The sequence below is a fragment of the Bradyrhizobium sp. ORS 86 genome (assembly GCF_045571475.1).
Lineage (GTDB): Bacteria > Pseudomonadota > Alphaproteobacteria > Rhizobiales > Xanthobacteraceae > Bradyrhizobium.
In genome coordinates this window covers 7501180-7525766 of the sequence record NZ_CP120699.1, presented here as the reverse complement: position 1 = coordinate 7525766, position 24587 = coordinate 7501180, and the positions used below count along the sequence as shown (strand labels likewise).

The following is a 24587-nucleotide window of genomic DNA, read 5'->3' as shown; positions in this document are numbered from 1 at the left end:
ATGCACTTCAATTGTTGAATATTCAATATTTTCACCTAGGATAATCCTCCAACCAAAAGGGCGGGTGCCGCGGACCGCCGTGCTGGCTGCGTTGCGTTGTGCTTCCCAGACAGGAGTTGGCGTGCTTTCGACGGTTGCTTTCCAGGCATATGGCGGTCCGCCCGTCCCGCCGCCGCTGCTGTTCAGGGATCCGTCGTCATGCGCGGCTGAGCTCGATCTGTCGGTCGGCAGGCACGGCGCGTCGGCGCGCCGCAGCGCCAACAGCAAGCTCCGGGTCGGCAATTTCATCACCTTCTCCGGCTCGCCGGGCATCTGGGGCCCGAGCTCCACCAACAGCGTCCTGCTCGCGGTCGCCGAGATCAACAAGCGCGGCGGCATCCTCGGACGCGAGATCGAGCTGTCGATGTACGACGCCGGCGGCCCGATCGAGCAGGTGGCGCGCCGCGCCGAAGCTGCGATCCTGCTCGACGAGGTCGACCTGTTCATGGGGTCGCATATCAGCGCGGTCCGCGTGGCGTTGCGCAAGGTCACCCGCAACCGCATCCCCTATGTCTACACCCCGGTGTATGAAGGCGGCGAGCGGACCCCGGGCGTGATGGCGATCGGCGAGACCCCGCGCTGGCAGATGCGGCCGTCGATCCACTGGCTCGCCGAGGTCAAGAAGGCGTCGCGCTGGTACCTGATCGGCAGCGATTATGTCTGGCCCTGGCAATCACATCGCGCGGTGAAGTCCTATATCGCCGAATCCGGTGGGCAGGTGGTCGGCGAGGAATTCGTCCCGCTCGGCGAGGACCATCACGAGCCGCATCTGGCGCGGATCCGCGCTGCCAAGCCGGACGTCGTGCTGATCTCGCTGATCGGCACCGACAGCATCACCTTCAACCGCGCCTTCGCCGAATCCGGCCTTGCCGCCACCACGCTGCGATTCGCCGGCGCGATGGACGAGACCGTGCTGCTCGGCATCGGCGCCGACAACACCGAGAGCCTGTTCTGCGCCTCCGGCTATTTCGCCTGCGTCGGCTCGCGCGACAATGACGATTTCATGGACCGCTACCGTGCGATGTTCGGCCCGCATGCGCCGCCGATCGGCTCGGTCGGGCAGTCCAATTACGAAGGCCTGCGCTTTCTCGAGGCGGCCGCCGAACGTGCGGGAACCCTGGCAATGGAGCCGCTGTCCGCCGCGGCGCGCAACGTCGTCTATCGCGGCGCACGCGGACCTGTCACCATTCGCAACGGCCGCGCCGAGATGCCGATGTATCTCGCCGAGGCCGACGGTCTCGATTTCAGGCTGGTCAAGGCGATCTGAAAGGCGGCATCATGGCCCGCAAGAGGGCGAGTGCCGCGGTTGCCGGCGAAACGTCCCGGGCCCCTGATGCCAGACAGGAGTGGGAGTGCACGCGACGGTCAACGTCCAGGCTCGCAGCGGCTTTGCCGCTCCGCCATCGCTGCTGCTGAGGAACCTCGCGGCGCCGTTGGCCGAACGGGCGATGTCGCCGAGCGATCGTGCGGTATTCGGGCGGCGCGGGGCCGACAGGCGGCTTCGCGTCGGCGCCTTCATCTGCTGCACCGGCTCGCCCGGCGTCTGGGGGCCGTCCGGCATCTGTAGCGCGCAGCTTGCGGTCGCCGAGATCAACAGGCGCGGCGGCATCCTCGGACGCGAGGTCGAACTCTCGATCTATGACGCCGGCGGGCCGATGGATGACGTGCTGGAACGCGCGGAACAAGCCATCGACGTCGACCAAGTCGCTCTCATCGTCGGCTTGCACACCAGCGCGGTCCGCGTCGCCATGCGCAAGGTCACCCGCAATCGCGTCCCCTATATCTACACCTCCGTCTATGAGGGCGGCGAACGGACGCCGGGCGTGATCGCGATCGGCGAGACGCCGCGCTGGCAAAGCCGGCCGTCGATTCACTGGCTGGCCGAGATCAAGAACGCCTCGCGCTGGTATTTGATCGGCAGCGACTATGTCTGGCCGTGGCAGTCGCATCGCGCGGTCAAGCGATACATCGCGGAGACCGGCGGGCAGGTGGTCGGCGAGGAATTCGTCCCGCTCGGCGAGGACGATCACGAGCCGCATCTGGCCCGCATCCGCGCCGCCAAGCCGGATGTCGTGCTGATCTCGCTGATCGGCACCGATAGCATCGTCTTCAATCGCGCGTTCGGTGAGTGCGGGCTCGCCGCGACCACGCTGCGATTGGGCGGCGCGATGGACGAGACCGTACTGCTCGGCATCGGCGCCGACAACTCCGAGAATCTGTTCTGCGCCTCCGGTTTCTTCCCGGGTGTCGGCTCGCGGGCCAACGACGACTTCCAGATACGCTATCGCGCGATGTTTGGTCCGAATGCTCCTCCGGTCGGCTCGCTCGGTCAATCGAGTTACGAGGGCCTGCGCTTTCTCGAGGCCGCGGCCAGCAAGGCCGGAACCCTGTCGATGGCGCCGTTGCTCGCGGCGGCGCGCAACGTGGTGTACAGCGGCGCCCGCGGCCCGGTCGCGGTCCGTGACGGCCATGCGCGGATGTCGATGTATCTCGCCGAGGCCGATGGTCTCGACTTCCGGCTGATCAAGCCGATCTGAGGCCGTGCCGGCGATCCGCGCGCGTCGCAGTTTGAAATAATACTTGAAAAGGAAAATATTTCCGTTTTGAATGCCGTGAGGAGGTGGACGGTTCGCGCGCATCGCGCGCGTCCCACGCCTCGCGCCCAAGGGAATGCCCAAAGCGAAATCAAGAAGCCAAGGAGAGCGCGCCATGACAGTTGTCCTTCCCACGCCAACCCAACTTCGTGCCGTCGCCGAGCAATGCGGGCTGTCACTGACCGAAGAGGACGTAGCCTCGTTCCGCGGCCTGATGCAGGGCTCGATCGATGCCTACAACCTCATCGCCGCGATGCCCGACGAATTGCCCGAGGTGAAGTATCCACGCACGCCCGGCTATCGCCCCGCGCCGGACGAGAACAAGCACAACGCCTGGTATCGCAAGGCGACGGTCAAGGGCGCGTCCTCCGGCAAGCTCAAGGGCAAGACGGTGGCGCTGAAGGACAACATCATGCTGGCCGGCGTGCCCATGACGAACGGTTCCTCGACGCTGGAAGGCTATGTGCCGGATTTCGACGCCACCATCGTCACGCGGATGCTCGACGCCGGCGCCGAGATCGCCGGTAAGACCCATTGTGAGCACTTCTGCCTCTCCGGCGGCAGCCACACCAACTCCTACGGGGCGGTGCACAATCCGCACAAGATGGGCTACTCGGCCGGCGGCTCGTCGTCTGGCTCGGGCGTCGTCGTCGCGCTCGGCGAAGTCGACATGGCGATCGGCGGCGACCAGGGCGGCTCGATCCGCATGCCGTCGTCGTTCTGCGGCACCTACGGCATGAAGCCGACCTGGGGGCTCGTGCCCTACACCGGCATCATGCCGATCGAGATTTTCGTCGACCACACCGGCCCGATGACGGCGACGGTGGAGGACAACGCGCTGCTGCTCGAAGTCATCGCCGGCGACGACGGCTACGATCCGCGCATCAAGGCGCCGGAAGTCCAAGAGTACACCAAGGCGCTCGGCGCCGGCGTCAAGGGCATGAAGATCGGCATCCTCAAGGAAGGCTTTGAGCAGCCGAATGGTGAGGCCGCGGTGAATGAAAGCGTCCAGGAGGCGGCCAAGCGCTTCAAGGATCTCGGCGCCTCGGTCGAGACCGTGTCGATCCCGATGCACCTGGTCGGTCCCGCGATCTGGACGCCGATCGGCACCGAAGGCCTGACCCAGACCATGATGTTCGGCGACGGCTACGGCCTCAGCCGAGGAGACCTCTATTCGACCTCGCTGATGGATTTCCATCGCGGCTGGCGCCGTCAGGCCAATTCTCTGTCGGAGACCACCAAGCTGTTCATGATGCTCGGCACCTACATCAACAACAATTTCGGCCCGCGCTTCTACGGCAAGGCGCTCAACATCTCGAGGCGCCTGGCCGCGGCCTATGACAAGGCGTTCAGGGATTACGACCTGCTGCTGTTGCCGACCACGCCGATGAAGGCGCCGCCGCTGCCGGCAGCCAATGCCAGCCGCGAGGAATATGTCGCCCGCGCGCTCGAGATGATCTCCAATACCGCGCCGTTCGACATCACCCATCACCCCGCGATGTCGCTGCCTTGCGGCATGGTCGACGGACTGCCGGTCGGGTTGATGCTGGTCGGCCGCATGTTCGAGGAACAGACCATCTACCGCGCCGCGCATGCCTTCGAGCAGAGCGGCGACTGGAAGAAGATGTGAGGCGCCGCTTGTCGCTGTTACCGACCCGGACCGGACACCATGGCTAGCAGCTTTGCCGCGGCGTTCGAAATCGTGAGCTTCGGCGCGATCATCGTGCTGGTCGTGCTGGGGCTCGGCATCATCGCCAGCATGATGGGCATTTTCAACTTCGCGCAGGGCGAGTTCGTCCTGCTCGGAGCCTATGTCACCTATCTGGCGTCCGCCCACGGCGCGCCGGTCTGGGCCGGCATGGTCGCCGCGCCGTTCGTTGTCGGCGCGCTCGGCTTCGTGCTGGAGGCGCTGATCATCAGGCGCTTCTACGCCGCGCCGATCGTGGCGATGCTCGGCACCTATGCGCTCGGCCTGATCATCCGCGAGGCCGTGCGCGGCCTGATCGGCGGCTTCTACCTCACGGTGCCGGAGCCGATCGGCGGCTCGATCGACCTCGGCTCGGTGCACATCTCGACCTGGCGCTTTACCATCATCGTGGTCACCCTTGTGGTGATGGGCGCCAGCTATCTGTTGCTGGCGCGCACCTCGTTCGGCTTGCGCGTGCGCGCCACGCTGGAGAACCCGGCGCTGGCCCGGGCGTCGGGAATCTCCACGCCGCTGATCTACGGCGCCACCTTCGCCTTCGGCGCGGCGCTGGCAGGTCTCGCCGGGGCGCTGATCGTGCCGGTGTTCAGCCTGTTCGCCGATCTCGGCATCCGCTTCCTGATCCAGGGCTTCGTCGCCGTGATGGTCGGCGGGGTCGGCTCCTTCATCGGGCCGGTGGCCGGCGCCGGCGTCATCGGCACGCTCAGCGCCGCGCTGCCGTGGATCATGTCGCCCGTGGTCGCCGACGTGCTCGTCTTCGTGCTCGCAATTGCCTTCATCAAATTCAGGCCGCAGGGCCTCATTTCGGGAAAAGGGATCTAGTCAGATGTCAATGGATCATAGCCATCTCACCCGCCGCCGCTTCATGAGCAATTTCGCTTTCGCCACCGGCGCCATTGCGACCGGCGTCGGAAGCTGGGTGGTTCGGCCGGACTGGGCCAACGCCGCCGAAGCCCCGATCAAGGTCGGCATCGCGACCGACCTCACCGGGCCGATCGCCTATGCCGGCAATGCCGACGCCAACGTCGCTAAGATGGTGATCAAGGAGATCAACGCAGCCGGCGGCCTGCTCGGCCGGCCGCTCGAGCTCTATATCGAGGACACCGCATCCAACGAATCGGTCGCAGTCGGCAACGTCCGCAAGCTGATCCAGCGTGACAAGGTCGACATGGTGCTCGGCGGCATCACCTCGTCGATGCGCAACGCGATCAAGGATCCGATCGTGGCCCGCGGCAAGACGCTCTACATCTATCCGCAGCTCTACGAGGGCAAGGAGTGCACGCCCTATCTGTTCTGCACCGGGCCGACGCCGGCGCAGCAATGCGACGAATTCATTCCCTGGCTGATCAAGAATGGCGGCAAGAAGTTCGCGCTGCCGAGCGCCAACTATGTCTGGCCGCATACGCTTAACGTCTACGCCCGCAAGGTGATCGAGGCCAATGGCGGCGAGGTGGTGTTCGAGGAATACTACCCGCTCGACCAGGTCGACTTCTCCGCCACCGTCAACCGCATCGTCTCCAACAAGGTCGACGTCGTCTTCAACACCGTGATCCCGCCGGGCGTCGGCCCGTTCTTCAAGCAGCTCTATGAGGCAGGCTTCCTCAAGAACGGCGGCCGGCTTGCCTGCGTCTACTATGACGAGAACACGCTCAACATCAACCAGGCCAACGAGATCGAGGGGCTGGCGAGCTGTCTCGATTACTTCAAGGCCCTGACCAAGGACGACCCGGCCAGCGCCAAGATCCAGGCGGCCTATGAGAAGGACTTTCCGGGCAACTTCCTGTTCGCCGCCGGCAGCGCCGCGACCGGAACCTATCGCGGCCTCAAGCTGTGGGAAGCGGCCGTCAAGGAGGCAGGCAAGGTCGACCGCGAATCCGTCGCGGCGGCGCTCGACCATGCCAAGATCGCCGAGGGTCCCGGCGGACCTGCCGAGATGGTGCCGGGCAAGCGCCACTGCAAGATGAAGATGTATACTGCGGTCGCCAAGAACGGGACCTATGAGATCGTGGCGCACAGCAACGGCCTCGTCGACCCCAAGGAATGCTGAGCGAGAGATGGCAGCAGCAAAGCAAGCCGTCGCCCGCCTCAGCGAGGGACCGGATGTCGTGACGGGTGAGGGTGCACCGGCCGCCGGCGTGCCGGCGGGACGTGGCGCGGCAGGACGGCAGGTGCTGCCGATCGTGGAAGGGCTGGTGCTCTTGATCGCACTGCTCCTGCCGCTGGTCTTGCAGGACTATCTGACGGTGTTCGCCACCCGCGTGATCATCCTCGCGCTGTTCGCGCTGTCGTTCGATCTGGTGTGGGGGTATGCCGGCATCATGAGCTTCGGCCAGGCGCTGTTCTTCGGCGCCGCCGGCTATGGCGTGGCGCTGATGGCGCGCGACCTCGACATCACCTCGATCTTCCTGATCCTGCCGGCGGGGACGCTGATCGGGCTTGTCGCGGCGCTGCTGCTCGGCGGCTTCCTGCTGCTCGGGCGCTATCCGGCCAGCGTGATCTTCGTCTCGCTCGGCACGCTCACCGGCTCGTACGCGGCGGACCGGCTGGCGCGCGGCTGGTACTATCTCGGCGGCCAGAACGGCATTCCGTCGATCCCGTCGCTGTCGCTCGGCTCGACCGACATCTCGGAGGGTCCGGTCTATTACTATCTGGCGCTCGGCATCCTCGCCGTCGTCTATCTGCTGTGCCGCTTCCTGGTGCGCTCGCAATTCGGGCTGGCGCTCGCGGGCTTGCGCGAGAACGAGCAGCGCATCGCCTTCTTCGGCTACAAGGCGCAGCATCTGAAGGCGATCGTGTTCGCGATCGGCGGCGCCATCGCCGGGCTCGCCGGCAGCCTCTATGCTTTCCACGAAGGTTTCGTCTGGCCCAACATCCTGGGCGTCGTGTTCTCGACCCAGGTCGTGCTCTACGTCCTGTTCGGCGGGTCCGGCACGCTAATCGGTGCCGTCATCGGCACCGTGATCATCGAGGGCGTCAGCTTCTGGCTGTCGGACAATTACCGCGACATCTGGCCGATCATCCTCGGCGTGCTGCTGCTGCTGGTGATCATGTTCCGCCCGCTCGGGCTGATCTCCTTCGTGCTCGGCGAGCGCGAGCGGGTCGGCCGCTTCGGGAAGGCGCCGAAGGAGACGCACAATGCCGCTCCTTGAAGCGTCAGGCATCAGCAAGGTGTTCGGCAAGCTGACCGCGCTCGACGGCGCAGGGCTGACCGTCGGCGAGAACGAATTTCACGGCCTGATCGGCCCGAACGGCTCGGGCAAGAGCACGTTGATGAAATGCGTGGCCGGCGCCGAGGTGCCGACCGCAGGCAAGGTCAGTTTCATCAACGCCGACATCACGGCGTTCACGCCGACCGAGCGCGCCCGGGCCGGCATGAGCCTGAAGTTCCAGATCACCTCCGTGCTGCCGACTTTGACGCTGTACGACAACATCCTGCTGGCGCTACAGGCGCAGTCGTCGCTGGTCGAACTCGTGTTCTCGCGGACGCGCCGGCGGTTGCACGATCAGGTGATGGCCATGCTGCAGCAGTTTCGCCTCGCCGATCGCGCCAATGACGCCGCGGCGACCCTGTCGCACGGCCAGCAGCAATGGCTCGAGATCGCGATGGCGCTCGTCGGCAAGCCGCGGCTGCTGCTGCTGGATGAACCGACCGGCGGCATGAGCCTCGAGGAGCGCCGCGTCACCGGCGAGCTGCTGCAGCCGATCAAGCAGCATTGCTCGCTCGTCATCGTCGAACACGATCTCGATTTCATCCGCGACATCTGCGACCGTCTCACCGTGCTCGACCAGGGCAAGGTGCTGGCGACCGGAACGGTCGCGGAAATCCAGAGCAACAAGAGCGTCCAGGAGATCTATCTGCGCCGTGCCTGACCAGTCCTTCCTCGATATCAGGCATCTCGATGCCGGCTATGGCCGCAGCCAGGTGCTGTTCGACGTCAACATCGACATTCCCTGGCGCGGCGGCGTCGCGGTGCTCGGCCGCAACGGCGCCGGCAAGACCACGCTGATGAAGACCATCGTCGGCGAGCTTTCGAGCTCGCAGGGCGAATTGTTCTTCGATGGCCGCGACATCACCCGCCGCCGTACCGAGGAGCGCGTGCGCTCGGGCATCGGCTATGTGCCGCAGGAGCACTCGGTGTTCGCGCGGCTGTCGGTGCGCGACAATCTCGCGGTCGGCTCGCTGTTCAATCGCGACACGAGCGCGGTCGACCGCGTGCTGGCGATTTTCCCGAAGCTCGGCCAGCGCCTCGATCAGCCGGCCGGCACGCTGTCCGGCGGCGAGCGCAAGATGCTGGCGATCGGCCGCGCCATGCTCGGCAATCCCCGGCTGCTGCTGCTCGACGAGCCGACCGAAGGCGTCTGGATCGGCGTGATCGAGGAGATCACGGAGCGGCTGATCGAGCTCGCCAAGGAAATCTCCGTCGTCATCGTCGAGCAGCATCTCGACCTCGCGCTGCGCGTCGCCGATTACGCCTATGTGCTCGATCGCGGCCGGGTCGCGTTGCAGGGCGCAGCGAGCGATGTGCGCAACGATCCGGAGCTGCTGCGCTATCTCGCGCCGTAACTGGCAACTGCAATGTAGCGGCGATCATCCACTGCGCGTTCCCCACAGGGTCCACAGCCCCAACAACAACAGACCTGAACGAAACAAGAATTGTGTTACCCATGTCGTCGGTGTGAACTGTTACCTATGTTGCCGGTTGCACAGTCCGCCGGTGCGTCCCTCACGTGCCAATCACTGACTTGCCCGACGGCGCCCGAAATTCTGTTTCACCTTCGCGACTTGCGGCGACGGCGAACGAGAAGCCGTCGTTTCGTGAAAGCGTGACAGCGGCCCAAATTGGGTCCTTCGGCATACGTGATGTCAGTTGATGAATTCACGGAAACTATACCAAATACGCGCATGAACCCGGGATCGTGACGGCCTTCGCTCCAAGGTTGTCGCGCGATATGCTAACGGATTGTCGCGTGATTTTAGGTTAGCGTTTTGGTCGGGGACCGATGGTCGCTCGCAGATGGTCGCAAGGGCAGGCCCCCACACCGGTAGCACGTCACCGCTGGCATGAGGAACGGTCGCTACGGTGCGCCATCAGGATGGCCCGCATGGGCTACTGGGAGTCGCAGAGCGCCGCCGCGACCGATTTCTGGATATCGCCTGAGCTCGCCGCCTTTTACGAATTCGAGACGGTCGACGGCTTCATCCCGATCGCCACGGTGCGCCGCCGATACCTGCCTGAAAGCCGGAAGCTTCTGGACGCGCATTACGCGGCCTGCTGGGCCGAGGGGCAGCCCTATGTGGTGGAGGCGAAGCTCCGCAAGTCCGATGGCAGTCTGCTCGACTGCATGGTGCATGGCGAGCCGGAATTCGACGCGCAGGGTCAGGTCCGACGGGTGTCCGGCATTGTCCGCGATGTCACCGAAGAGACCACGGCGCTCCGGCGCCTGGCCGAGAGCGAGCAGCGGCTGGCCGATTTCGTCAGCACCGCGTCGGACTGGTGCTGGGAGAGCGACGCCGCCCACCGGCTGTTGCCCTACCCGAAGTCGCTTGCCGGCAATGCCGCGTTCCAGACGGTAGCCGCCGGTGGGCGAGCGCGTTGGGAGCTGGCCTATGCACCCGAGGACGAGGAGGCTATGGCGCGGCACCGCGCCGACATGGAGGCGCACCGCCCTTTCCGCGACTTCATCTATACGCTGATCGGCCAGGACGGATCGCGCGTCAGTATCCGCACCAGCGGCAAGCCCATCTTCGCCGATGACGGCACCTTCCTCGGCTACCGCGGCACGTCCAGCGACATCACCGAGCTGAGAGCGGCGCAGGCCAAGCTCGACGAGCGCACGCGGGCGCTGCAGGAGGCGCATCGGCTCGGCAAGATCGGCACCTGGAGCTACCGGCTGGACATCGGCCGCACGGTGTGGGCGCCGGAGCTCTACCAGCTTCTCGGCTTCGACGCTGACAGGTTCGAGCCGACCGACGAGAACATGAGGCCCTATTTCCTGGACGGCGACGCCGATCGCTTCCGCGACGTGCAGAAACGTGTCCTCCGCACCCGCAGGACCGAGTCCATGGACCTGCGCATCTTGCATGCGGACGGCACCGCCCGCGATCTGGCGGTGATTTGCAAGGCGGAGGTCGCCCACGACAGGGTCATCGGCATCATCGGCACCGTGCAGGACGTCACCGAGCGCAAGGAGGCCGAGCGCCAGCTCGAGATGCTCGCCTACACCGACCCTTTGACCGGCCTTGCCAACCGCGCGCTGTTCAAGCGCCAGCTCGCCGCCCTGATCGAGGGCTGCGCCCTGGACGGCCGGGGCGGGGCGTTGCTCCTCATCGACCTCGACCGCTTCAAAGAGGTCAACGATTCCCTCGGGCATGCCGCAGGCGACGAGTTGCTGATCCGGGTGGCGACCGCGCTGCGGCTGGAGCTCGGGCCGCGGGCGTTCATCGCACGGCTCGGCGGCGACGAATTTGCTGTGCTGGTGGAAGGATGCGGCAAGTCCGACGCAGCGCTGACCGGGCTTGCCGACCGGATCATCGCCAGGCTGTCCGGTCCGGTGGATCTCTCCGAGGGCGAGGCCTTCATCGGCGCTACCGTTGGCATTGCCCGCTTGCCGGAGCACGGGGTCGCGGCCGAGACCGCCATGCGCAATGCGGACCTGGCGCTCTACATGGCGAAGGAGGCCGGGCGCGGCCGGGCTCAGTTGTTCGAGCCGGTCCATGCCCAGGCGGTCGATCAAAGGCTCGATCTCGGCCGGCATCTGCGTCACGCCGTGGAGGCCGGCGCCCTCACGGCCCACTACCAGCCGCAGGTAGACCTCAGGACCGGCCGCGTCACCGGCTTCGAGGCGCTGCTGCGCTGGACCCATCCCGAGCGCGGGCCGATCTCGCCGACGGAATTCATCCCGATCGCCGAAAGCTCAGGGCTCATCGTCGATCTCGGCCTGTGGGTGCTGCGCGAGGCCTGCCGGCAGGGCCGCGCCTGGCTGGATGCCGGGCTGCCGCCGCGCTCCGTCTCGGTCAATGTCTCGCCGGCCCAGGTCTGGAGCATGGATTTCGAGACGGCAGTCTCGGCCGTGCTGGCGGAGACCGGCCTTCCGGCCGAGTTGCTCTGCCTGGAGCTGACCGAAAGCCTGTTCGTCGATCATACCGAGCAGCGGATCAGTCGTACGCTGACGGCTCTCTCCGGCCTCGGCGTCCGGTTGGCACTGGACGATTTCGGCTCGGGTTATTCCTCGCTCGGCTACCTGACGCGTCTGCCCTTCGACCGGCTGAAGGTCGACCGGGCCTTTGTGGACGGCGTTTCCACCGCGCCGGAGAAGCGCAAGCTGCTGGGCGGCATCATCGCCCTGTCGCGCGGGCTGGGCATGAAGGTGGTGGCGGAGGGAGCCGAACTGCCGGCCGAGGTGGACGTGCTCGGCGAGCTCGATTGCGATTTGGTGCAGGGCTTCGTCTTTTCCCCGCCTGTCGTCCCCGACGAGGCGCTGCTGGTGGCCGCCAGCATCGAGCGCACGGCGCGGCGGATATAACTCATCCGTCGTCAGATCATTCCGGACTGATCGGGCGGTTCGAGAAGCGGCTTCGACTCCTCATGTCCCCTCAGTCGTCATGCCCGCGCAGGCGGGCATCCAGTACACCGCGGCCTCTCGGCTCACGCACCGGCATCTCTGGAATACTGGGTCACCCGCCTTCGCGGGTGACGACAGCGCAAGATCGGCTGTTTGAAATGTGAATCGAGCGTCCCGGCGCGCCGCTCCTTCGCGAACGGAGCAGGCAAAATGTCGCGTCTACTTCATCGCCGAGAAGCGGTTGTCGAACGAGCTCGACTGCACCACCGGCGCGGAGCCGGCGAGTTGGGTGCTGGCGCTCGCCGCCGGGGCAGGCGCTGCGGCTGCGGTATCGGTGACCGAGGGCTTCAGCGCCGGCTTGGCGGCCTGCTTGGTCTCGTGCTTCGCCTCGTGCTTGGGCGCCACGCGAACCACCGATTGCGGTTTTGCATCGGCGACCTTCGGCTTCGGCTGCGCAGGGGCGGACGGTCGCGCGGCGGTCGCCTGGGATGCGTCGGCGGTGGCGCCGTTGCCGACCTTGCGGGCGAAGCTGGAGAAGACGCCTTCGGACGCGCCGGCCGTCGCGACGCGCGTCGATGAGGTGGCCGATGTCGTCGCCACCACAGGCTCGCTCTGCTCAGGCGCGAGATTCGGCTTCGGCGGATTGACCGTTCCGGGGATCGTGCCCGGCGCACGCGACAGCGCCAGCGATTGCAGGCTCTGGCTGTCGCCGCCGTCGGAGAGGCCGGTGGCGCCTTCCGGAATCTTCGAAGCGAAGATCTTGTTCATGCCGCCGTCGATGCCGGTGTTCATGCGCGCCACCGGCGTGCCCTTGGCGATCAGCCGGGCCATCTCGGTGTCGTCGCGCTGCTCCTTCTCGCGCACGGCGCTCGCGATCTCGTCGGGGATCACATAGGCCGGGCACTTGGCGGAGGCGTCGAACACCGGATCGCGCGTCGCGTTCGGCGGCCTCGTCGCATCGAAGACGTACTTCTTCTCGCAGAAATCGACCTTCGGCTCGCGCTTTGTCACCTCGAAATGATCATTGCCGACCTTGATCATCTTCCAGAACGGCATGTTCGGGTTGTTGCGGTGCTTCGCCATGTTGGCCGCCGTCATCCGGAACGGATAGGCCTGGAACTGGAAAGCCTTCTGGCCGCCGAAGAAGGACTCGCGGCCGAGCGCATAGATCTCCGCGATCTGCTCGTCGGTCATCGCGTAGCAGCCGCGCGACGAGCAGTCGCCATGCACCATCAGCTCGGAGCCGGTGCGGCCAAGCGAGCGGTCGAACGCGTTGGGGTAGCCGGTGTTGAACGACAGGTAATAGGCCGACTGCGGATTCATCTGGCTCGGGTTGATCGAATAGAACCCTTCCGGCGCCTGGCGGTCGCCTTCGCGGATCTTCGGGCCGAGATCGCCCGACCAGCGGCAGATCGGATATGTCTTGAGCAGCGCGAAGTCGCCCGAGCGGGTCCGCTTCCAGACCTCGAGCTCGGCTTCCTGCTTGAACAGGCGGATCAGGATCGGCGATTGCAGATCCATGTCCTTCTCGGCCATGGCGGCGACGAGCTTCGGCGGGACCGGCTGGTTGGCCTTGGCGTTGTTGGCGAGGGAGATCTGGTCGCTGTTGCAGCCGGCGAGCAGCACGCTCACCGCGAGGGCCGCGGATGCCAACAGCGCGCGAACGAGCGTGCGATGAATCAAGTCCAAGCTCCACACCCACCGGGCGATTTTCGCGACCCCAACACGGCGAATATGCCCTGAAGCCATTGTCTAAAATATTAGCCTTCGGCCCCCATGCTCGCAACCTGAACGGGGGTCACCCGCCCTTAACGTAACAGGCATGGTTCAAGGAACGTTAAACACCCGCCTCCGGCTCAATTGCGGCCAAAATCGGTGATTCGGAGAAAAATCCGCTTAATTCGGGCGGGCTAGCCGAGCTTGCGGCCGATATCGAGGAATTTCTGACGCCGCTGTTTGCGCACCGCGTCGGGATCAAGATTTCGTAGGTCGTTGAAGGCCTGGGCGATCGCGTCGCCGGTGGTTGCGATCATTGCCGCCGCGTCGCGGTGGGCGCCGCCGGCGGGCTCCATGATGATCTGGTCGATCACGCCGAAGCGCAGCATGTCCTGGGCGGTGATCTTCATGCTGTTGGCGGCTTCTTGCGCCTTGGTGCCGTCGCGCCACAGGATCGAGGACGCCGCCTCCGGCGAGATCACGCTGTAGATCGCGTGCTCGAGCATCAGGACGCGGTTGGCGGTGGTGATCGCGATGGCACCGCCCGACATGCCTTCACCGGTGACGATCGCGACATTGGGGACGCCGAGCGACAGGCACGCATCGGTCGAGCGCGCGATCGCCTCGGCCTGGCCGCGCTCCTCGGCGCCGATGCCGGGATAGGCGCCCGCGGAATCGACAATTGACAGCACCGGGATGCCGAAGCGGTCGGCCATCTCCATCAGCCGCACCGCCTTGCGGTAGCCTTCGGGGCGCGCCATGCCGAAATTGTGCTTGATGCGGCTCTCGGTCGTGGCGCCCTTTTCCTGGCCGACCACGCAGATGCTCTCGCCGCGGAAACGGCCGAAGCCGCCGATCAAGGCCTCGTCGTCGGCGAACTTGCGGTCGCCGGCCATCGGCGTGAATTCGGTGATCAGCGCGCCGACGAAATCGGTGAAATGCGGGCGCTGCGGATGGCGCGCCACCAAGGTCTTCTGCCATGGCGTCAGATTGGCGTAGAGCTCGGTCAGCGCCTGCTGCGCCTTGTCCTCGATCCGCGCGACCTCGTCGCCGATGTCGCTGCCCGAGGCGGCAAGCGCGCGCAACTCGTCGATCTTGGATTCAAGCTCGGCGACGGGTTTTTCGAAGTCGAGATAGCTGCGCATCGGGTCGGGCATCAACTCAATATAAGGAGGAACGGTGCGAGGGGCGAAGCGTTTCGGCGTGAGGTGGAGAAGCTTTGTAACTTCAGATGGTTAACGCGCGTCCGGGCTGAACGGGCGCCCCAGGTCGCGGGCAGGTGACGCTGTTTCCGCGCAGATGCCGCCGAAGTCAAGGCGGATGACGCGATGGTATCCGCCTCTTCGATCCATGTAGCCCGGACGGAGCGAAGCGTAATCCGGGACAAGTCGGCCCATGGATAAAGTGTCCCCGGATTTCGCTGCGCTCCATCCGGGTTACCGGTGCTCCATGCCGCTAGGATTTCTCCGCCAGCGGATGCAGGTCGCGGACCATGCTCTTCAGCCGCTCTTCGACCACGTGGGTGTAGATCTGGGTCGTCGAGATATCGGTGTGGCCGAGCAGGGTCTGCACGATGCGGAGGTCTGCGCCATTGTGCAGCAGATGGCTGGCGAAGGCGTGACGCAGCACGTGCGGGGAGACCAGCCGCGGCGCGAGGCCGGATGCGGCGGCGAGCTCCTTCAGGTCGCGGGCAAAATGCTGCCGCGTCAGATGGCCGCTCTCGCCGGAGGAGGGAAACAGCCATTTCGACGGCGCGGCCTTCTTCTCCGGCTGCATCACCTGCATCGCCGCCAGATAATCCGCCATCGCCTGGCGCGAGGCGTCGTTGAGCGGCACCAGCCGTTCCTTGTTGCCCTTGCCGCGGACCACGATCATCCGCGCATCGCGCCGCGCCGCCGAGACCGGCAGCGACACCAGCTCGGAGACACGCAGGCCGGTGGCGTAGAGCACCTCGAGCAGGCAGTGCAGCCGCAGCGCGCGCAGCCGCTGCGCCGGCGAGGCGTCGGTCTGCGTCAGCTCCTTGGCGCGCGTCAGCATACGGTCGACGTCGGCGATCGACAGCACCTTGGGCAGGCCGCGCCCGCGCTTCGGGCCGGACAGAATCGCGGCGGGATCATCATTGCGTATCCGCTCGTTGAGCAGGAAACGGCAGAGGTGCCGCATCGCCGACAGCCGACGCGCCACGCTCGACGACTTGAACCCTCTGGCATCGAGGTCGGCGAGATAGGCACGGAGCGTCTCGGTATCCGCGCCGGTAAAGTTGCTGCCGGTACGGCTGAGGAATTCGGAGCAGTCGGTAAGATCGCGCCGGTAAGCGTCGAGCGTGTTGCTGCCGGCACCCTGTTCCGCGGCAAGCATGTCGAGGAACAGCGCGATCAGGTTGGCATCGGAGGTCTTGGCGGGAACTTTGGCGGCAGTGTTGGAGCGCATGCCGCGAATCATAGCGCCTATTTCTTGAGGAACTTCTCCGGTGGGACGGTCACGGTCATTTCCCGCGGCTTCGGATGCACAAAATTCGCCAGCGCGAAGATGATGCCGTAGCCGATCCCGAAAATCACGGCGACGACCGTCAGGAAGCGGAACAGGCTGGGCATGGAGACGACTCGGACGGCGAATTAACCAATGAAATCATCCAACATGTTCCCCGCGCGGTTGCAAGAGTCGCTGGTAACGGTATCGCCGGGGGTAGTATAGGTGACTGGAATTCCAGCAATTCATCCGCCAACCGAGCTTTTTGATGTCCGAGACCGCCGCACCGGCACAAACCCATCCGACCCTGGAGGCCGACATCGCGGCCGCGCTGGGATCGCGGTCGATCGTGCTGGTCGGCATGATGGGGGCGGGCAAATCGACCATCGGCCGGCGGGTGGCCGCGCGGCTGCGGCTGCCGTTCACGGACGCCGATACCGAGATCGAGACCGCGGCCGGCATGACGATCCCGGAGATATTCGAGACCCATGGGGAATCTTACTTCCGCGACGGCGAGGCGCGGGTGATTGCGCGCATCCTCGATCACGGCCCGATCGTGCTGGCGACCGGCGGCGGCGCCTTCATGCGCGAGGAGACCCGCAACCGCATCCGGGACAAGGCAATCTCGATCTGGCTCAAGGCCGATGTGGATGTCATCATGCGGCGGGTGCGTCGCCGCGCTGATCGTCCGCTGTTGCAGACCGCCGACCCCGAAGCGACAGTCAATCGTCTGCTCGGCGAGCGCGAGCCGGTCTACCGGAACGCCGACCTGACGATCGCCTCGCGCGAGGTGCCGCATGACCGCATCGTCGACGAATGCCTGGAGGCCCTGCACGCACATCTGTGCGGCAGCCGTCCGGGCACAGACCCAACGCAGGATGGATAGAATACCAACTCATGACCGCGCCCCTGAAACATCCCGCTTCTGTGACCGTCGACGTCGCGCTCGGCGACCGCGCCTATGACATCGTCATCGGCCGCGATGTGCTGGCCTCGCTCGGCGCGCGGATCGCGGCGCTGCGGCCCGGCGTGCGCACCGCCATCGTCACCGACCGCACCGTCGCCAGTCACTGGCTGGAGCCGGCCGAGGCCTCGCTCGGGGCCGCAGGCATTCCGACGGCGCGGATTGTCGTCGAGGAAGGCGAGGGCTCGAAGAGCTATGCCGGGCTGTCGCAGGTCAGCGAAGCGCTGATCGCGGCCAAGATCGAGCGCAACGATCTGGTCATCGCGCTCGGCGGCGGCGTGGTCGGCGATCTCGCCGGCTTTGCGGCGGCGATCCTGCGCCGCGGCGTCGATTTCGTGCAGGTGCCGACCTCGCTGCTCGCGCAGGTCGATTCCTCGGTCGGCGGCAAGACCGGCATCAACTCGCCGCAGGGCAAGAACCTGATCGGCGCCTTCCACCAGCCGGTGCTGGTCATCGCCGACACCTCGGTGCTCGACACGCTGTCGCCGCGCCAGTTCCGCGCCGGTTACGCGGAGGTCGCGAAATACGGCGTCCTCGGCGACGAAGCCTTCTTCGCCTGGCTGGAAAAGAACCACGCCGACATCTTCTCGGGCGGCGCGGCGCGCGAGCACGCGATCGCGACCTCGTGCCGCGCCAAGGCGGCGATCGTCTCCCGCGACGAGCGCGAGACCGGCGAGCGCGCGCTGCTCAATCTCGGCCACACCTTCGGCCACGCGCTGGAGGCCGCGACCGGTTTCTCCGACCGCCTGTTTCACGGCGAGGGCGTTTCGGTCGGCATGGTGCTGGCCGCGCAGTTTTCTGCGCAGCTCGGCATGATCTCGCCCGATGATGCGGCGCGGATCGAGCGTCACCTGTCGGCGGTCGGATTGCCGACGCGGCTGCAGGACATCGCCGGGTTCGCGCAGGAGGGGCTGGCCGATGCCGACGCGCTATTGGCGCTGATGGCGCAGGACAAGAAAGTCAAGCGCGGCAGGCTGACCTTCATCCTGCTGGAAGCCGTCGGCCGCGCGGTGATCGCCAATCATGTCGAGCCGGCGCTGGTGCGCGATTTCCTGCAAGCCAAGCTGGCGACGCATTAGGGCAGGGATGTCGACCGGAGCGGCGCGGCATCGGCGACAAAGCAGATGCGGATCTTCGGGGAGATCATGCTCAAACACTGTTCGGGTGAAGCAAGTTGGACTGGATAGCCTTCTCCATCGTGATTGGCTGCCTGCTGGTCTCCGCCTTCTTCTCGGCGAGCGAGACGGCGCTGACGGGCGCCTCGCGCGCCAGCATGTTGCGGCTCTCGAAGCAGGGTAACGGCGAGGCCACCGTGGTCTCCAGCCTGATCGCGATGCGCGAGCGGATGATCGGTGCGCTGCTGCTCGGCAACAACATCGCCAATATCGGCGCGTCTGCGCTGGCAACCGGCATCTTCACCGCCTGGTTCGGCGATGTCGGCGTGCTCTATGCCACCGGGGTCATGACAGTGCTGGTGGTGATCTTCGCGGAGGTGCTGCCCAAGACCGTCGCCATCAACGCGCCGGACCGGGTGTCGTTGTTGGTGGCGCGCCCGATGCGGCTCACGGTTTTGGTGCTCGGGCCGCTGCTGTCCGTCATCGAGGGCATCGTCCGCGCCCTGATGAGGCTGTTCGGCATCAAGATCGGTGCGTACCAGGCCATCCTGTCGCCGACCGAGCGCCTGCGCGGCGCGGTCGATCTGCTGCATCACGAGGGCAAGGTCGAGAAGCTGGACCGCGACATGTTCGGAGGCCTGTTGGACCTGCGTGAGCTGCAGGTCTCCGACGTGATGGTTCACCGCACCGAGATGACCATGATCAATGCCGACTTGCCGCCCGAGGAACTGGTGCGGGAGGTGCTGGCAACCGAGTACACTCGCATTCCGCTCTGGCGAGATAAGCCGGAGAACATCATCGGCGTGCTGCACGCCAAGGACCTGCTGCGCGCGATCCGTGCCAACGACGGCGACACCTCCGCGATCGATGCCTCCGCCATCGCGCTGCCGCCCTGGTTCGTGCCGGAGATGCGCCCGGTCTCCGAGCAGTTGAAGGCGTTCCGCCGCCGCAAGACCCACTTCGCCCTCGTGGTCGATGAGTATGGCGAGGTCGAAGGCATGGTGACGCTGGAGGACATCCTGGAGGAGATCGTCGGTGATATCTCCGACGAGCACGACGTCGTGGTGGCCGGCGTGCGCGCCCAGCCGGACGGCTCGGTCGTGGTCGATGGCTCGGTGCCGATCCGCGATCTCAACCGCGCGATGGATTGGCATCTGCCGGACGAAGAGGCGACCACCGTCGCCGGCCTCGTGATCCACGAGGCGCGGTCGATCCCCGAGCGCGGCCAGAGCTTCACCTTCTACGGCTTCCGCTTCCGCGTCCTTCGCCGTGAGCGCAACCGCATCACCGCGCTGCGCATCGTCCCAATTCCGCGCGAGGCGGGCGAGCTCGACGAGAAGAAACCGAAGCGGGCGGGGACGGCGTTCTAGCGGCGTGGCGAGTCGTGTCGATCTATCACCGTCACCCTGAGGAGCCGCGAAGCGGCGTCTCGAAGGGCGACGGGCACGAGCGATGGCCGTTCATCCTTCGAGACGGCCGCGTTGCGGCCTCCCAAGGATGAGCGGTCGTGCTGCTACTCGATGTCGATCGAGATACCCGAAAGCTTCCAGGCGCCATCGGAGGGGATGAAGCCGAGCTGATATTTGACCTGCTTGGGCGTGGTATCGAAATGGCCCTTCAGTTGCAGCACGCCCTTGTCGTCGACCTTGGCGTCCTGGTCCAGCACGATCGGCTTGGCGACGATCGCGTCGAACACCGCGTGCTTGTCGATGAGATCCTTGAAGACGGTCCTCAGCTTGTCCGGCGGAAACTGGTCGCGGAACGGCTTCGAAATCTTGGCGTGGAACACGATGAAATTATCGGCGGCCACCGCGTCGTTGAGCGAGACCAGGATGCTTTTGATCAACACTTCCTGGACGAACGGGCTCGGCATGTCGAGCGCCGATGCCGGCTGCGTGGCGCACGTCAGGAGCAGGCCGGCAGCGGCTGCGATCGACTGGAAGCGTAGCCAGCGAGGGATCATCGGGCGGCCCCCTTTAATCGGCCGGCGATGTGATCCGCAAGATTGCCTGCTCGGATATGGAGCAGGTCCATCGCCGGGAGTATTCATCCTCATTAGAGGAAAACCGCCGCGGCGTCCCTGGGCAAGCGCGAGCTAGCGCCGGTTTTCCCCGGGGGCGTTCGCGTGGATCGCCAGGGCGTGCACAGAGGCCGAAAGTTCCTGCGCCAGCGCCGCATTTATCATACGATGGCGCTCGACCCGGCTCTTCCCTTCGAAGGTCGGAGATACAATATACACCCTGAAATGCGTCTCGCCGCCTGGCCGATGGCCGGCATGGCCTTCATGCAGATGTGATTCATCGACGACGTCGAGGCTTTCCGGCAAGAAAGCTTCACGCAACTTGCTTATGATAGTGTCTTTCGTGCTCATGGCGGCGAATTAGGTTCGCGACGGCCTTTCGTCAATGGTGCAGCGGGAAACGAGGTCTGCGCAATGTCAAGACTTGAAGAATTGTGCATTGCGTAGTCAAAGACAACATGCCGATCGATTCATCAAAATTCTTCGACTCCATTCGCATCAAGCCGACCAAGGTGAGTGCGAAGCGCCAGGCGCAGGCCGGCCAAGAGGCGGTCACTTGCGAGTGGGCGGGTTGCCAGAACAAGGGCGCGCACCGTGCCCCGAAGGGTCGTGAGAACTCGCGCGAGTATTGGCACTTCTGTCTCGATCACGTTCGCGAATACAATCAGTCCTACAATTTCTTCCAGGGCATGAATCCGGAGGACGTCGCGCGCTACCAGAAAGACGCGCTGACCGGCCATCGCCCGACCTGGAAGATGGGCGCCAACAGCGGCGGCAAGAAGGGCGAAGGCGATTTCGACGCCGCGTCCGATCCGTTCCACATGTTCTCCGAGCTCAACGGCCGCGGCCGCTGGCGACCGGGGCCGGGCGCCCAGGCCAAGCCGGAAGCGCGCAAGGTCATGAACGCCGAGCGCAAGGCGCTCCAGGTGATGGGGCTCGGTGCCGAGGCGACGCTCGAGGACGTCAAGGCGAAGTACAAGTCGCTGGTGAAGCAGCACCACCCCGACGCCAATGGCGGCGACCGCTCCACGGAGGATCGCCTGATCGAGATCATCAAGGCGTACAACTACCTGAAGACCGTGGTGCGCGAGGCCTGAAGTCTCTCGCCTTCGTCGCCCCTGCGAAAGCAGGGGCCCATAACCACCGGCGCTCATTGTTCACACGAGATGTTGGTCTGATTGCCCCGTTGACGGGCCGCGGCGTATGGGTCCCTGCTTTCGCAGGGACGACGGCGGAGTGGATGCCTCCGCCGTCGCATTCGACAGCTTATTTGCCAGAACCCTTCGGCATCGCCCCGACATAGGACGAACTCGGCCGGATCAGCCGGCCGGTGCGCCGCTGCTCCAACGCGTGCGCGGTCCAGCCTGCGGCGCGGGCCACGGCAAAGATCGGCGTGAACGCCTGACGCGGGATGTCCAGTGCATCGAGCAGGATCGCGGTGAAGAACTCGACATTGGTCTCGAGCGGCCGCTCCGGCTTCTTCTTGCGCAACGCTGAGCGGATATAGGCCTCGACCTCGCCGGCGAACGGCAGGTCGGCACCGTCGGCCGCCAGCCGCTCGATCGCAGCCTTCAGCACGTCGGCGCGCGGATCGCGCACGCGATACACCCGGTGGCCGAAGCCTGGCAGCCGCTCGCCGCGCGCCAGCGCGTCATCGACCCACGGCTTGATCCGCTCCCGCGTGCCGATCGCATCCAGCATCTCCAGCACCGGCTCCGGCGCGCTGCCATGCAGCGGACCGGTCAGCGCGCAATAGCCGCCGGTGATCGCCGCGAACAGATCGGCCTGCGTCGACGCGATCACCCGCGTGGTGAAGGTCGACGCGTTCATGCCGTGATCGCAGACGGTCACGAGATAGGCATCGAGCGCGGCAACTTCGCGCGGCGCGGCCTTGCGGCCGAGCAGCATCCGCAGCGTGTCGGCGGCGTGACCGGCGTTCGGATCCGGCGCGATCGGATCGCGGGCCTTGGCGCGCTGCACTAGGGCGCCCGCGATCACCGGGAAGGCGCCGACAATGGTCGCCTCGTGCTCCAGCCCGCTCTGCGCGCGAAGGCCTGCGATCGCGGCGCGGAAGCCGTCGATGATGGACATGCCGCGCGTCGCCGGCAACAGGTCCGGCAGCCGGGCGAAGGCGCGGTCGCGGGCGGCACCGAGACTGGCGCGGACATTGGCCTCGCTGAGCGACTTGCCGGTGGCGCCGTTCCACAGTCGCGCGGTGACACCCTCGAAGCTCGACTTGCCCGCGAGGTCGGCGAGGTGCTCGCCGGCTATGATCAATTCGCCGCGCTCGCCGTCGACATGGCTCAACACGGTCTCGGCGGCGGGAACGCCGTCCAGACCGATCCGGCTCTTGGTGAGAATCATGTTCATGCCCGATCTCCTTGCTTCACCCCGCAAAAGTCGGACCTCTCGACGTATTGATCAATCTTGATTATATCAATCAATATGAAAAAATCCGCTGAGCTTTACCTCTCCGCCCGGGAAGCCGCCGCCGAGCTCGCGATCTCGCCGGCCACGCTCTACGCCTATGTCAGCCGCGGGCTGATCCGCTCCGAGCCTTCGCCGGATTCGCGCAGCCACCGCTACCGCGCCGAGGACATCAGGGATTTGAAGCAGCGCCGCGCGCCATCGCCCGAGCCGCGCGGCTTGCGCAGTTTCGACGTGGACCTCCCGGTGATGGATTCGGCGATCGCGACCATCACCGAGCAGGGCCCGATCTATCGCGGCGTGAACTGCGTCGAGCTCTCCGAACGCGACACGCTGGAGCACACCGCGACATTGCTGTGGGATGTCACCGGCGTCGATCCGTTCGCGCCGGACAATTGTCCGCACGTCTCGGACGAGATGCGGATGATTGCGGAGGCCGCGCGCCGCGCGCCGCCGATCGACCGGACCGTCGCAGTGCTGGCGCTGGCGGCAAGTGCCGATCCCGGCGCCTTCACCCGCGCGCCCGACGGCCGCGCGATGGTCGGCGGGCGCATTGTGCGGCTCCTGGTCGCGACCATGCTCAATGCACGAACGTCGGCGGAGCCGTTGCATCAGCAGGTGGCCCGCGTCTGGGCGCCCGACAACAAGCACGCGCCCGATCTGATTCGCCGCGCGCTGGTGCTGCTCGCTGACCACGAACTGAATGCCTCGACTTTCACCGCGCGCTGTGCCGCGTCGACCGGGCTCAACCTCTATGACGCCGTCATTGCGGGACTCGTAGCGCTGAAGGGCCCGAAACATGGCGGCGCCGGCGTGCTGGCCTCGCATCTGGTCAAGACCATGATCGACAACGACGTCGCGCCGGTGATCCGCGAGCGCGTCGCGCTCGGCGAACGCTTCGCCGGCTTCGGCCACGGCGTCTACAAGAAGGGCGATCCGCGTGCGATCTCGCTGCTCGAGGCACTGACCCGCGCCGGCGCGCCGCGCAAGTTCACCAAGGAGGTGCCGGAGCGGATCGCGGAGGCGACCGGCGAGTTCGTGAACATCGATTATGCGCTGGCTGTGCTGGTGCATGCGTTACGGATGCCCGCCGGCAGCGAGCTTGCGCTGTTTGCGATGGCCCGCAGTGTCGGCTGGATCGCGCATGCCAGCGAACAATTGCAGCATGGCAAGCTGATCCGGCCCCGCGCGCGCTATGTCGGCCCGGCTCCCGGGCGCGGCGGCACGACCAACAGCCTTTGAGACATTTATTTGGACCGGGCCGGTTCGATCAGGCCGCCGCCGTGCCGGCGGCGGATGGTCCAGACCGCAAGCGTGATGATCAAGGCGCAGCCGACCACCGCAAAGATCCAGAGATGTTTGCCGACATGGCCGTGATGCGGCAGACCGGCATAGTCGTGCAGCGCGGTGATGGCGAGCACGCCGGGCAGCACGTGCGCCGGCGCCCAGAGCAGGATTGCGGGGATGTTGACGGCGTAGAAGCGCGCCGGGGGCATGTCGAGCGCCCCTGCCGTGATCGGGACGAAGGCGCGAATCGGCGGCACGAAGCGGGCGAAGAACACCGCGAGCACGCCCCAGCGGTTGAAGAAGGCCTCGCTCTGCGCGATCACGCCCGGGTAATTGCTCAGCGGCCAGGTCGAGAGGATCTCGCGCTGGCTGCGATGGCCGATCAGAAAGGCGCTGCCATCGCCGAGCGCCGCGCCCGCCACCGCCGCGGCCAGCACCAGCCACAACTTCAGTTCGCCGCCGGGCACCAGCGCGCTGAGCGCGAGGATGATGGTCGAGCCCGGCACCAGCGAGCCGGCCACCGGGACGGCTTCCAGCAGGGCGGCCAGAAACAGCGTCAGATAGGCAAGCCATGCGTTGGCCGAAACGAAGCTGATCAACGGGTCAAGGAAAGAGGTCACGAATATCCTGCGGCCGTGGAACCGGGTTGCAGACCTAACAACTCCGGGCCGCCGGGAAAAGTGCCGGG

22 protein-coding genes are annotated in these 24587 nt (G+C 65.9%); 14 read left to right on the top strand and 8 right to left on the bottom strand.

From position 1 onward, the window contains the following. The first annotated feature begins 121 nt into the window (after nt 1-121). The 9 genes from P6U25_RS34785 to P6U25_RS34745 all read left to right on the top strand — a co-directional run bounded on the left by P6U25_RS34785 (nt 122) and on the right by P6U25_RS34745 (nt 11862). Nucleotides 122-1306: a substrate-binding domain-containing protein gene (locus P6U25_RS34785; protein WP_407149243.1), complete on the top strand. Its 1185-nt coding sequence runs from the start codon at nt 122-124 to the stop codon at nt 1304-1306. An 85-nt stretch (nt 1307-1391) separates the two neighbouring features. Further along, nucleotides 1392-2576: a substrate-binding domain-containing protein gene (locus P6U25_RS34780; protein ID WP_407149242.1), complete on the top strand. Its 1185-nt coding sequence runs from the start codon at nt 1392-1394 to the stop codon at nt 2574-2576. Nucleotides 2577-2748: 172 nt separating this feature from the next. Then, nucleotides 2749-4263, top strand: a complete 1515-nt coding sequence (locus P6U25_RS34775) for an amidase (RefSeq protein WP_407149241.1) — start codon at nt 2749-2751, stop codon at nt 4261-4263. Nucleotides 4264-4302: 39 nt separating this feature from the next. Beyond that, nucleotides 4303-5160 carry a branched-chain amino acid ABC transporter permease gene (locus P6U25_RS34770; RefSeq protein WP_407149240.1) on the top strand — a complete coding sequence of 286 codons (858 nt, stop codon included), beginning with the start codon at nt 4303-4305 and terminating at the stop codon, nt 5158-5160. A 4-nt stretch (nt 5161-5164) separates the two neighbouring features. Beyond that, entirely contained in the window at nt 5165-6385 is a 1221-nt protein-coding gene (locus tag P6U25_RS34765; protein WP_407149239.1) for a substrate-binding protein, read from the top strand. A 7-nt stretch (nt 6386-6392) separates the two neighbouring features. Next, nucleotides 6393-7487 (top strand): branched-chain amino acid ABC transporter permease, encoded by a 1095-nt coding sequence (locus tag P6U25_RS34760; protein WP_407149238.1) that lies wholly within the window; start codon nt 6393-6395, stop codon nt 7485-7487. After that, nucleotides 7474-8208, top strand: coding sequence for an ABC transporter ATP-binding protein (locus P6U25_RS34755; protein ID WP_407149237.1), 735 nt, complete (start codon nt 7474-7476; stop codon nt 8206-8208). The genes P6U25_RS34760 and P6U25_RS34755 overlap by 14 nt, the downstream gene beginning before the upstream one ends. Next, nucleotides 8201-8902 carry an ABC transporter ATP-binding protein gene (locus P6U25_RS34750; protein ID WP_407149236.1) on the top strand — a complete coding sequence of 234 codons (702 nt, stop codon included), beginning with the start codon at nt 8201-8203 and terminating at the stop codon, nt 8900-8902. Before P6U25_RS34755 ends, P6U25_RS34750 begins: the two co-directional genes overlap by 8 nt. Nucleotides 8903-9441: 539 nt before the next feature. Continuing rightward, complete coding sequence (locus tag P6U25_RS34745) at nt 9442-11862, top strand: EAL domain-containing protein (RefSeq protein WP_407149235.1); 2421 nt, start codon at nt 9442-9444, stop codon at nt 11860-11862. Between the two features lie 258 nt (nt 11863-12120). Here the strand turns inward: P6U25_RS34745 and P6U25_RS34740 are convergent, their stop codons facing one another. The 4 genes from P6U25_RS34740 to P6U25_RS34725 all read right to left on the bottom strand — a co-directional run bounded on the left by P6U25_RS34740 (nt 12121) and on the right by P6U25_RS34725 (nt 16211). Further along, nucleotides 12121-13584, bottom strand: a complete 1464-nt coding sequence (locus P6U25_RS34740; RefSeq protein ID WP_407149234.1) for a L,D-transpeptidase family protein — start codon at nt 13582-13584, stop codon at nt 12121-12123. Between the two features lie 227 nt (nt 13585-13811). Further along, complete coding sequence (locus tag P6U25_RS34735; RefSeq protein WP_407149233.1) at nt 13812-14774, bottom strand: acetyl-CoA carboxylase carboxyltransferase subunit alpha; 963 nt, start codon at nt 14772-14774, stop codon at nt 13812-13814. 298 nt (nt 14775-15072) lie between these two features. Next, a complete protein-coding gene (xerD, locus tag P6U25_RS34730) occupies nt 15073-16047 on the bottom strand; it encodes a site-specific tyrosine recombinase XerD (protein WP_407149232.1) in 975 nt (324 codons plus the stop codon). 17 nt (nt 16048-16064) lie between these two features. Further along, nucleotides 16065-16211 (bottom strand): histidine kinase, encoded by a 147-nt coding sequence (locus P6U25_RS34725; RefSeq protein ID WP_407149231.1) that lies wholly within the window; start codon nt 16209-16211, stop codon nt 16065-16067. A 143-nt stretch (nt 16212-16354) separates the two neighbouring features. On the opposite strand from P6U25_RS34725, the gene P6U25_RS34720 reads away from it, so the two are divergent. The 3 genes from P6U25_RS34720 (at nt 16355) to P6U25_RS34710 (ending at nt 19535) form a co-directional block, all read left to right on the top strand. Then, entirely contained in the window at nt 16355-16972 is a 618-nt protein-coding gene (locus P6U25_RS34720; protein WP_407149230.1) for a shikimate kinase, read from the top strand. Between the two features lie 11 nt (nt 16973-16983). Further along, nucleotides 16984-18129, top strand: coding sequence for a 3-dehydroquinate synthase (gene aroB / locus P6U25_RS34715; RefSeq protein WP_407149229.1), 1146 nt, complete (start codon nt 16984-16986; stop codon nt 18127-18129). Between the two features lie 95 nt (nt 18130-18224). Then, entirely contained in the window at nt 18225-19535 is a 1311-nt protein-coding gene (locus P6U25_RS34710; RefSeq protein WP_407149228.1) for an HlyC/CorC family transporter, read from the top strand. A 143-nt stretch (nt 19536-19678) separates the two neighbouring features. On the opposite strand, the gene P6U25_RS34705 is transcribed toward P6U25_RS34710, so the two are convergent. Beyond that, nucleotides 19679-20128: a hypothetical protein gene (locus tag P6U25_RS34705; RefSeq protein WP_407149227.1), complete on the bottom strand. Its 450-nt coding sequence runs from the start codon at nt 20126-20128 to the stop codon at nt 19679-19681. A gap of 132 nt (nt 20129-20260) precedes the next feature. Then, complete coding sequence (locus tag P6U25_RS34700; RefSeq protein WP_407149226.1) at nt 20261-20536, bottom strand: BolA family protein; 276 nt, start codon at nt 20534-20536, stop codon at nt 20261-20263. Nucleotides 20537-20643: 107 nt separating this feature from the next. Here P6U25_RS34700 and P6U25_RS34695 point away from each other — a divergent pair, with 107 nt between their 5' ends. Further along, nucleotides 20644-21282, top strand: a complete 639-nt coding sequence (locus tag P6U25_RS34695; RefSeq protein WP_407149225.1) for a J domain-containing protein — start codon at nt 20644-20646, stop codon at nt 21280-21282. A 169-nt stretch (nt 21283-21451) separates the two neighbouring features. Here the strand turns inward: P6U25_RS34695 and P6U25_RS34690 are convergent, their stop codons facing one another. Beyond that, complete coding sequence (locus P6U25_RS34690) at nt 21452-22555, bottom strand: citrate synthase/methylcitrate synthase (protein WP_407149224.1); 1104 nt, start codon at nt 22553-22555, stop codon at nt 21452-21454. A 75-nt stretch (nt 22556-22630) separates the two neighbouring features. Between P6U25_RS34690 and P6U25_RS34685 the strand changes: the two genes are divergently transcribed. After that, the gene (locus tag P6U25_RS34685; RefSeq protein WP_407149223.1) at nt 22631-23854 is read left to right on the top strand and encodes a citrate synthase family protein; all 1224 of its coding nucleotides are present in this window, start codon (nt 22631-22633) and stop codon (nt 23852-23854) included. Nucleotides 23855-23859: 5 nt separating this feature from the next. On the opposite strand, the gene P6U25_RS34680 is transcribed toward P6U25_RS34685, so the two are convergent. Then, nucleotides 23860-24519 (bottom strand): DedA family protein, encoded by a 660-nt coding sequence (locus P6U25_RS34680; RefSeq protein ID WP_407149221.1) that lies wholly within the window; start codon nt 24517-24519, stop codon nt 23860-23862. Between the last annotated feature and the right edge of the window lie 68 nt (nt 24520-24587).

Bases quoted from the DNA above. Each gene is read 5' to 3' on its own strand.
- aroB (WP_407149229.1), top strand. From the start codon at position 16,984: ATGACCGCGCCCCTGAAACATCCCGCTTCTGTGACCGTCGACGTCGCG.
- P6U25_RS34760 (WP_407149238.1), top strand. From the start codon at position 6,393: ATGGCAGCAGCAAAGCAAGCCGTCGCCCGCCTCAGCGAGGGACCGGAT.
- P6U25_RS34745 (WP_407149235.1), top strand. From the start codon at position 9,442: ATGGGCTACTGGGAGTCGCAGAGCGCCGCCGCGACCGATTTCTGGATA.
- P6U25_RS34725 (WP_407149231.1), bottom strand. From the start codon at position 16,211: ATGCCCAGCCTGTTCCGCTTCCTGACGGTCGTCGCCGTGATTTTCGGG.
- P6U25_RS34690 (WP_407149224.1), bottom strand. From the start codon at position 22,555: ATGAACATGATTCTCACCAAGAGCCGGATCGGTCTGGACGGCGTTCCC.
- P6U25_RS34685 (WP_407149223.1), top strand. From the start codon at position 22,631: ATGAAAAAATCCGCTGAGCTTTACCTCTCCGCCCGGGAAGCCGCCGCC.
- P6U25_RS34695 (WP_407149225.1), top strand. From the start codon at position 20,644: ATGCCGATCGATTCATCAAAATTCTTCGACTCCATTCGCATCAAGCCG.
- P6U25_RS34775 (WP_407149241.1), top strand. From the start codon at position 2,749: ATGACAGTTGTCCTTCCCACGCCAACCCAACTTCGTGCCGTCGCCGAG.
- xerD (WP_407149232.1), bottom strand. From the start codon at position 16,047: ATGCGCTCCAACACTGCCGCCAAAGTTCCCGCCAAGACCTCCGATGCC.
- P6U25_RS34770 (WP_407149240.1), top strand. From the start codon at position 4,303: ATGGCTAGCAGCTTTGCCGCGGCGTTCGAAATCGTGAGCTTCGGCGCG.
- P6U25_RS34705 (WP_407149227.1), bottom strand. From the start codon at position 20,128: ATGATCCCTCGCTGGCTACGCTTCCAGTCGATCGCAGCCGCTGCCGGC.
- P6U25_RS34720 (WP_407149230.1), top strand. From the start codon at position 16,355: ATGTCCGAGACCGCCGCACCGGCACAAACCCATCCGACCCTGGAGGCC.
- P6U25_RS34700 (WP_407149226.1), bottom strand. From the start codon at position 20,536: ATGAGCACGAAAGACACTATCATAAGCAAGTTGCGTGAAGCTTTCTTG.
- P6U25_RS34755 (WP_407149237.1), top strand. From the start codon at position 7,474: ATGCCGCTCCTTGAAGCGTCAGGCATCAGCAAGGTGTTCGGCAAGCTG.
- P6U25_RS34765 (WP_407149239.1), top strand. From the start codon at position 5,165: ATGTCAATGGATCATAGCCATCTCACCCGCCGCCGCTTCATGAGCAAT.
- P6U25_RS34735 (WP_407149233.1), bottom strand. From the start codon at position 14,774: ATGCCCGACCCGATGCGCAGCTATCTCGACTTCGAAAAACCCGTCGCC.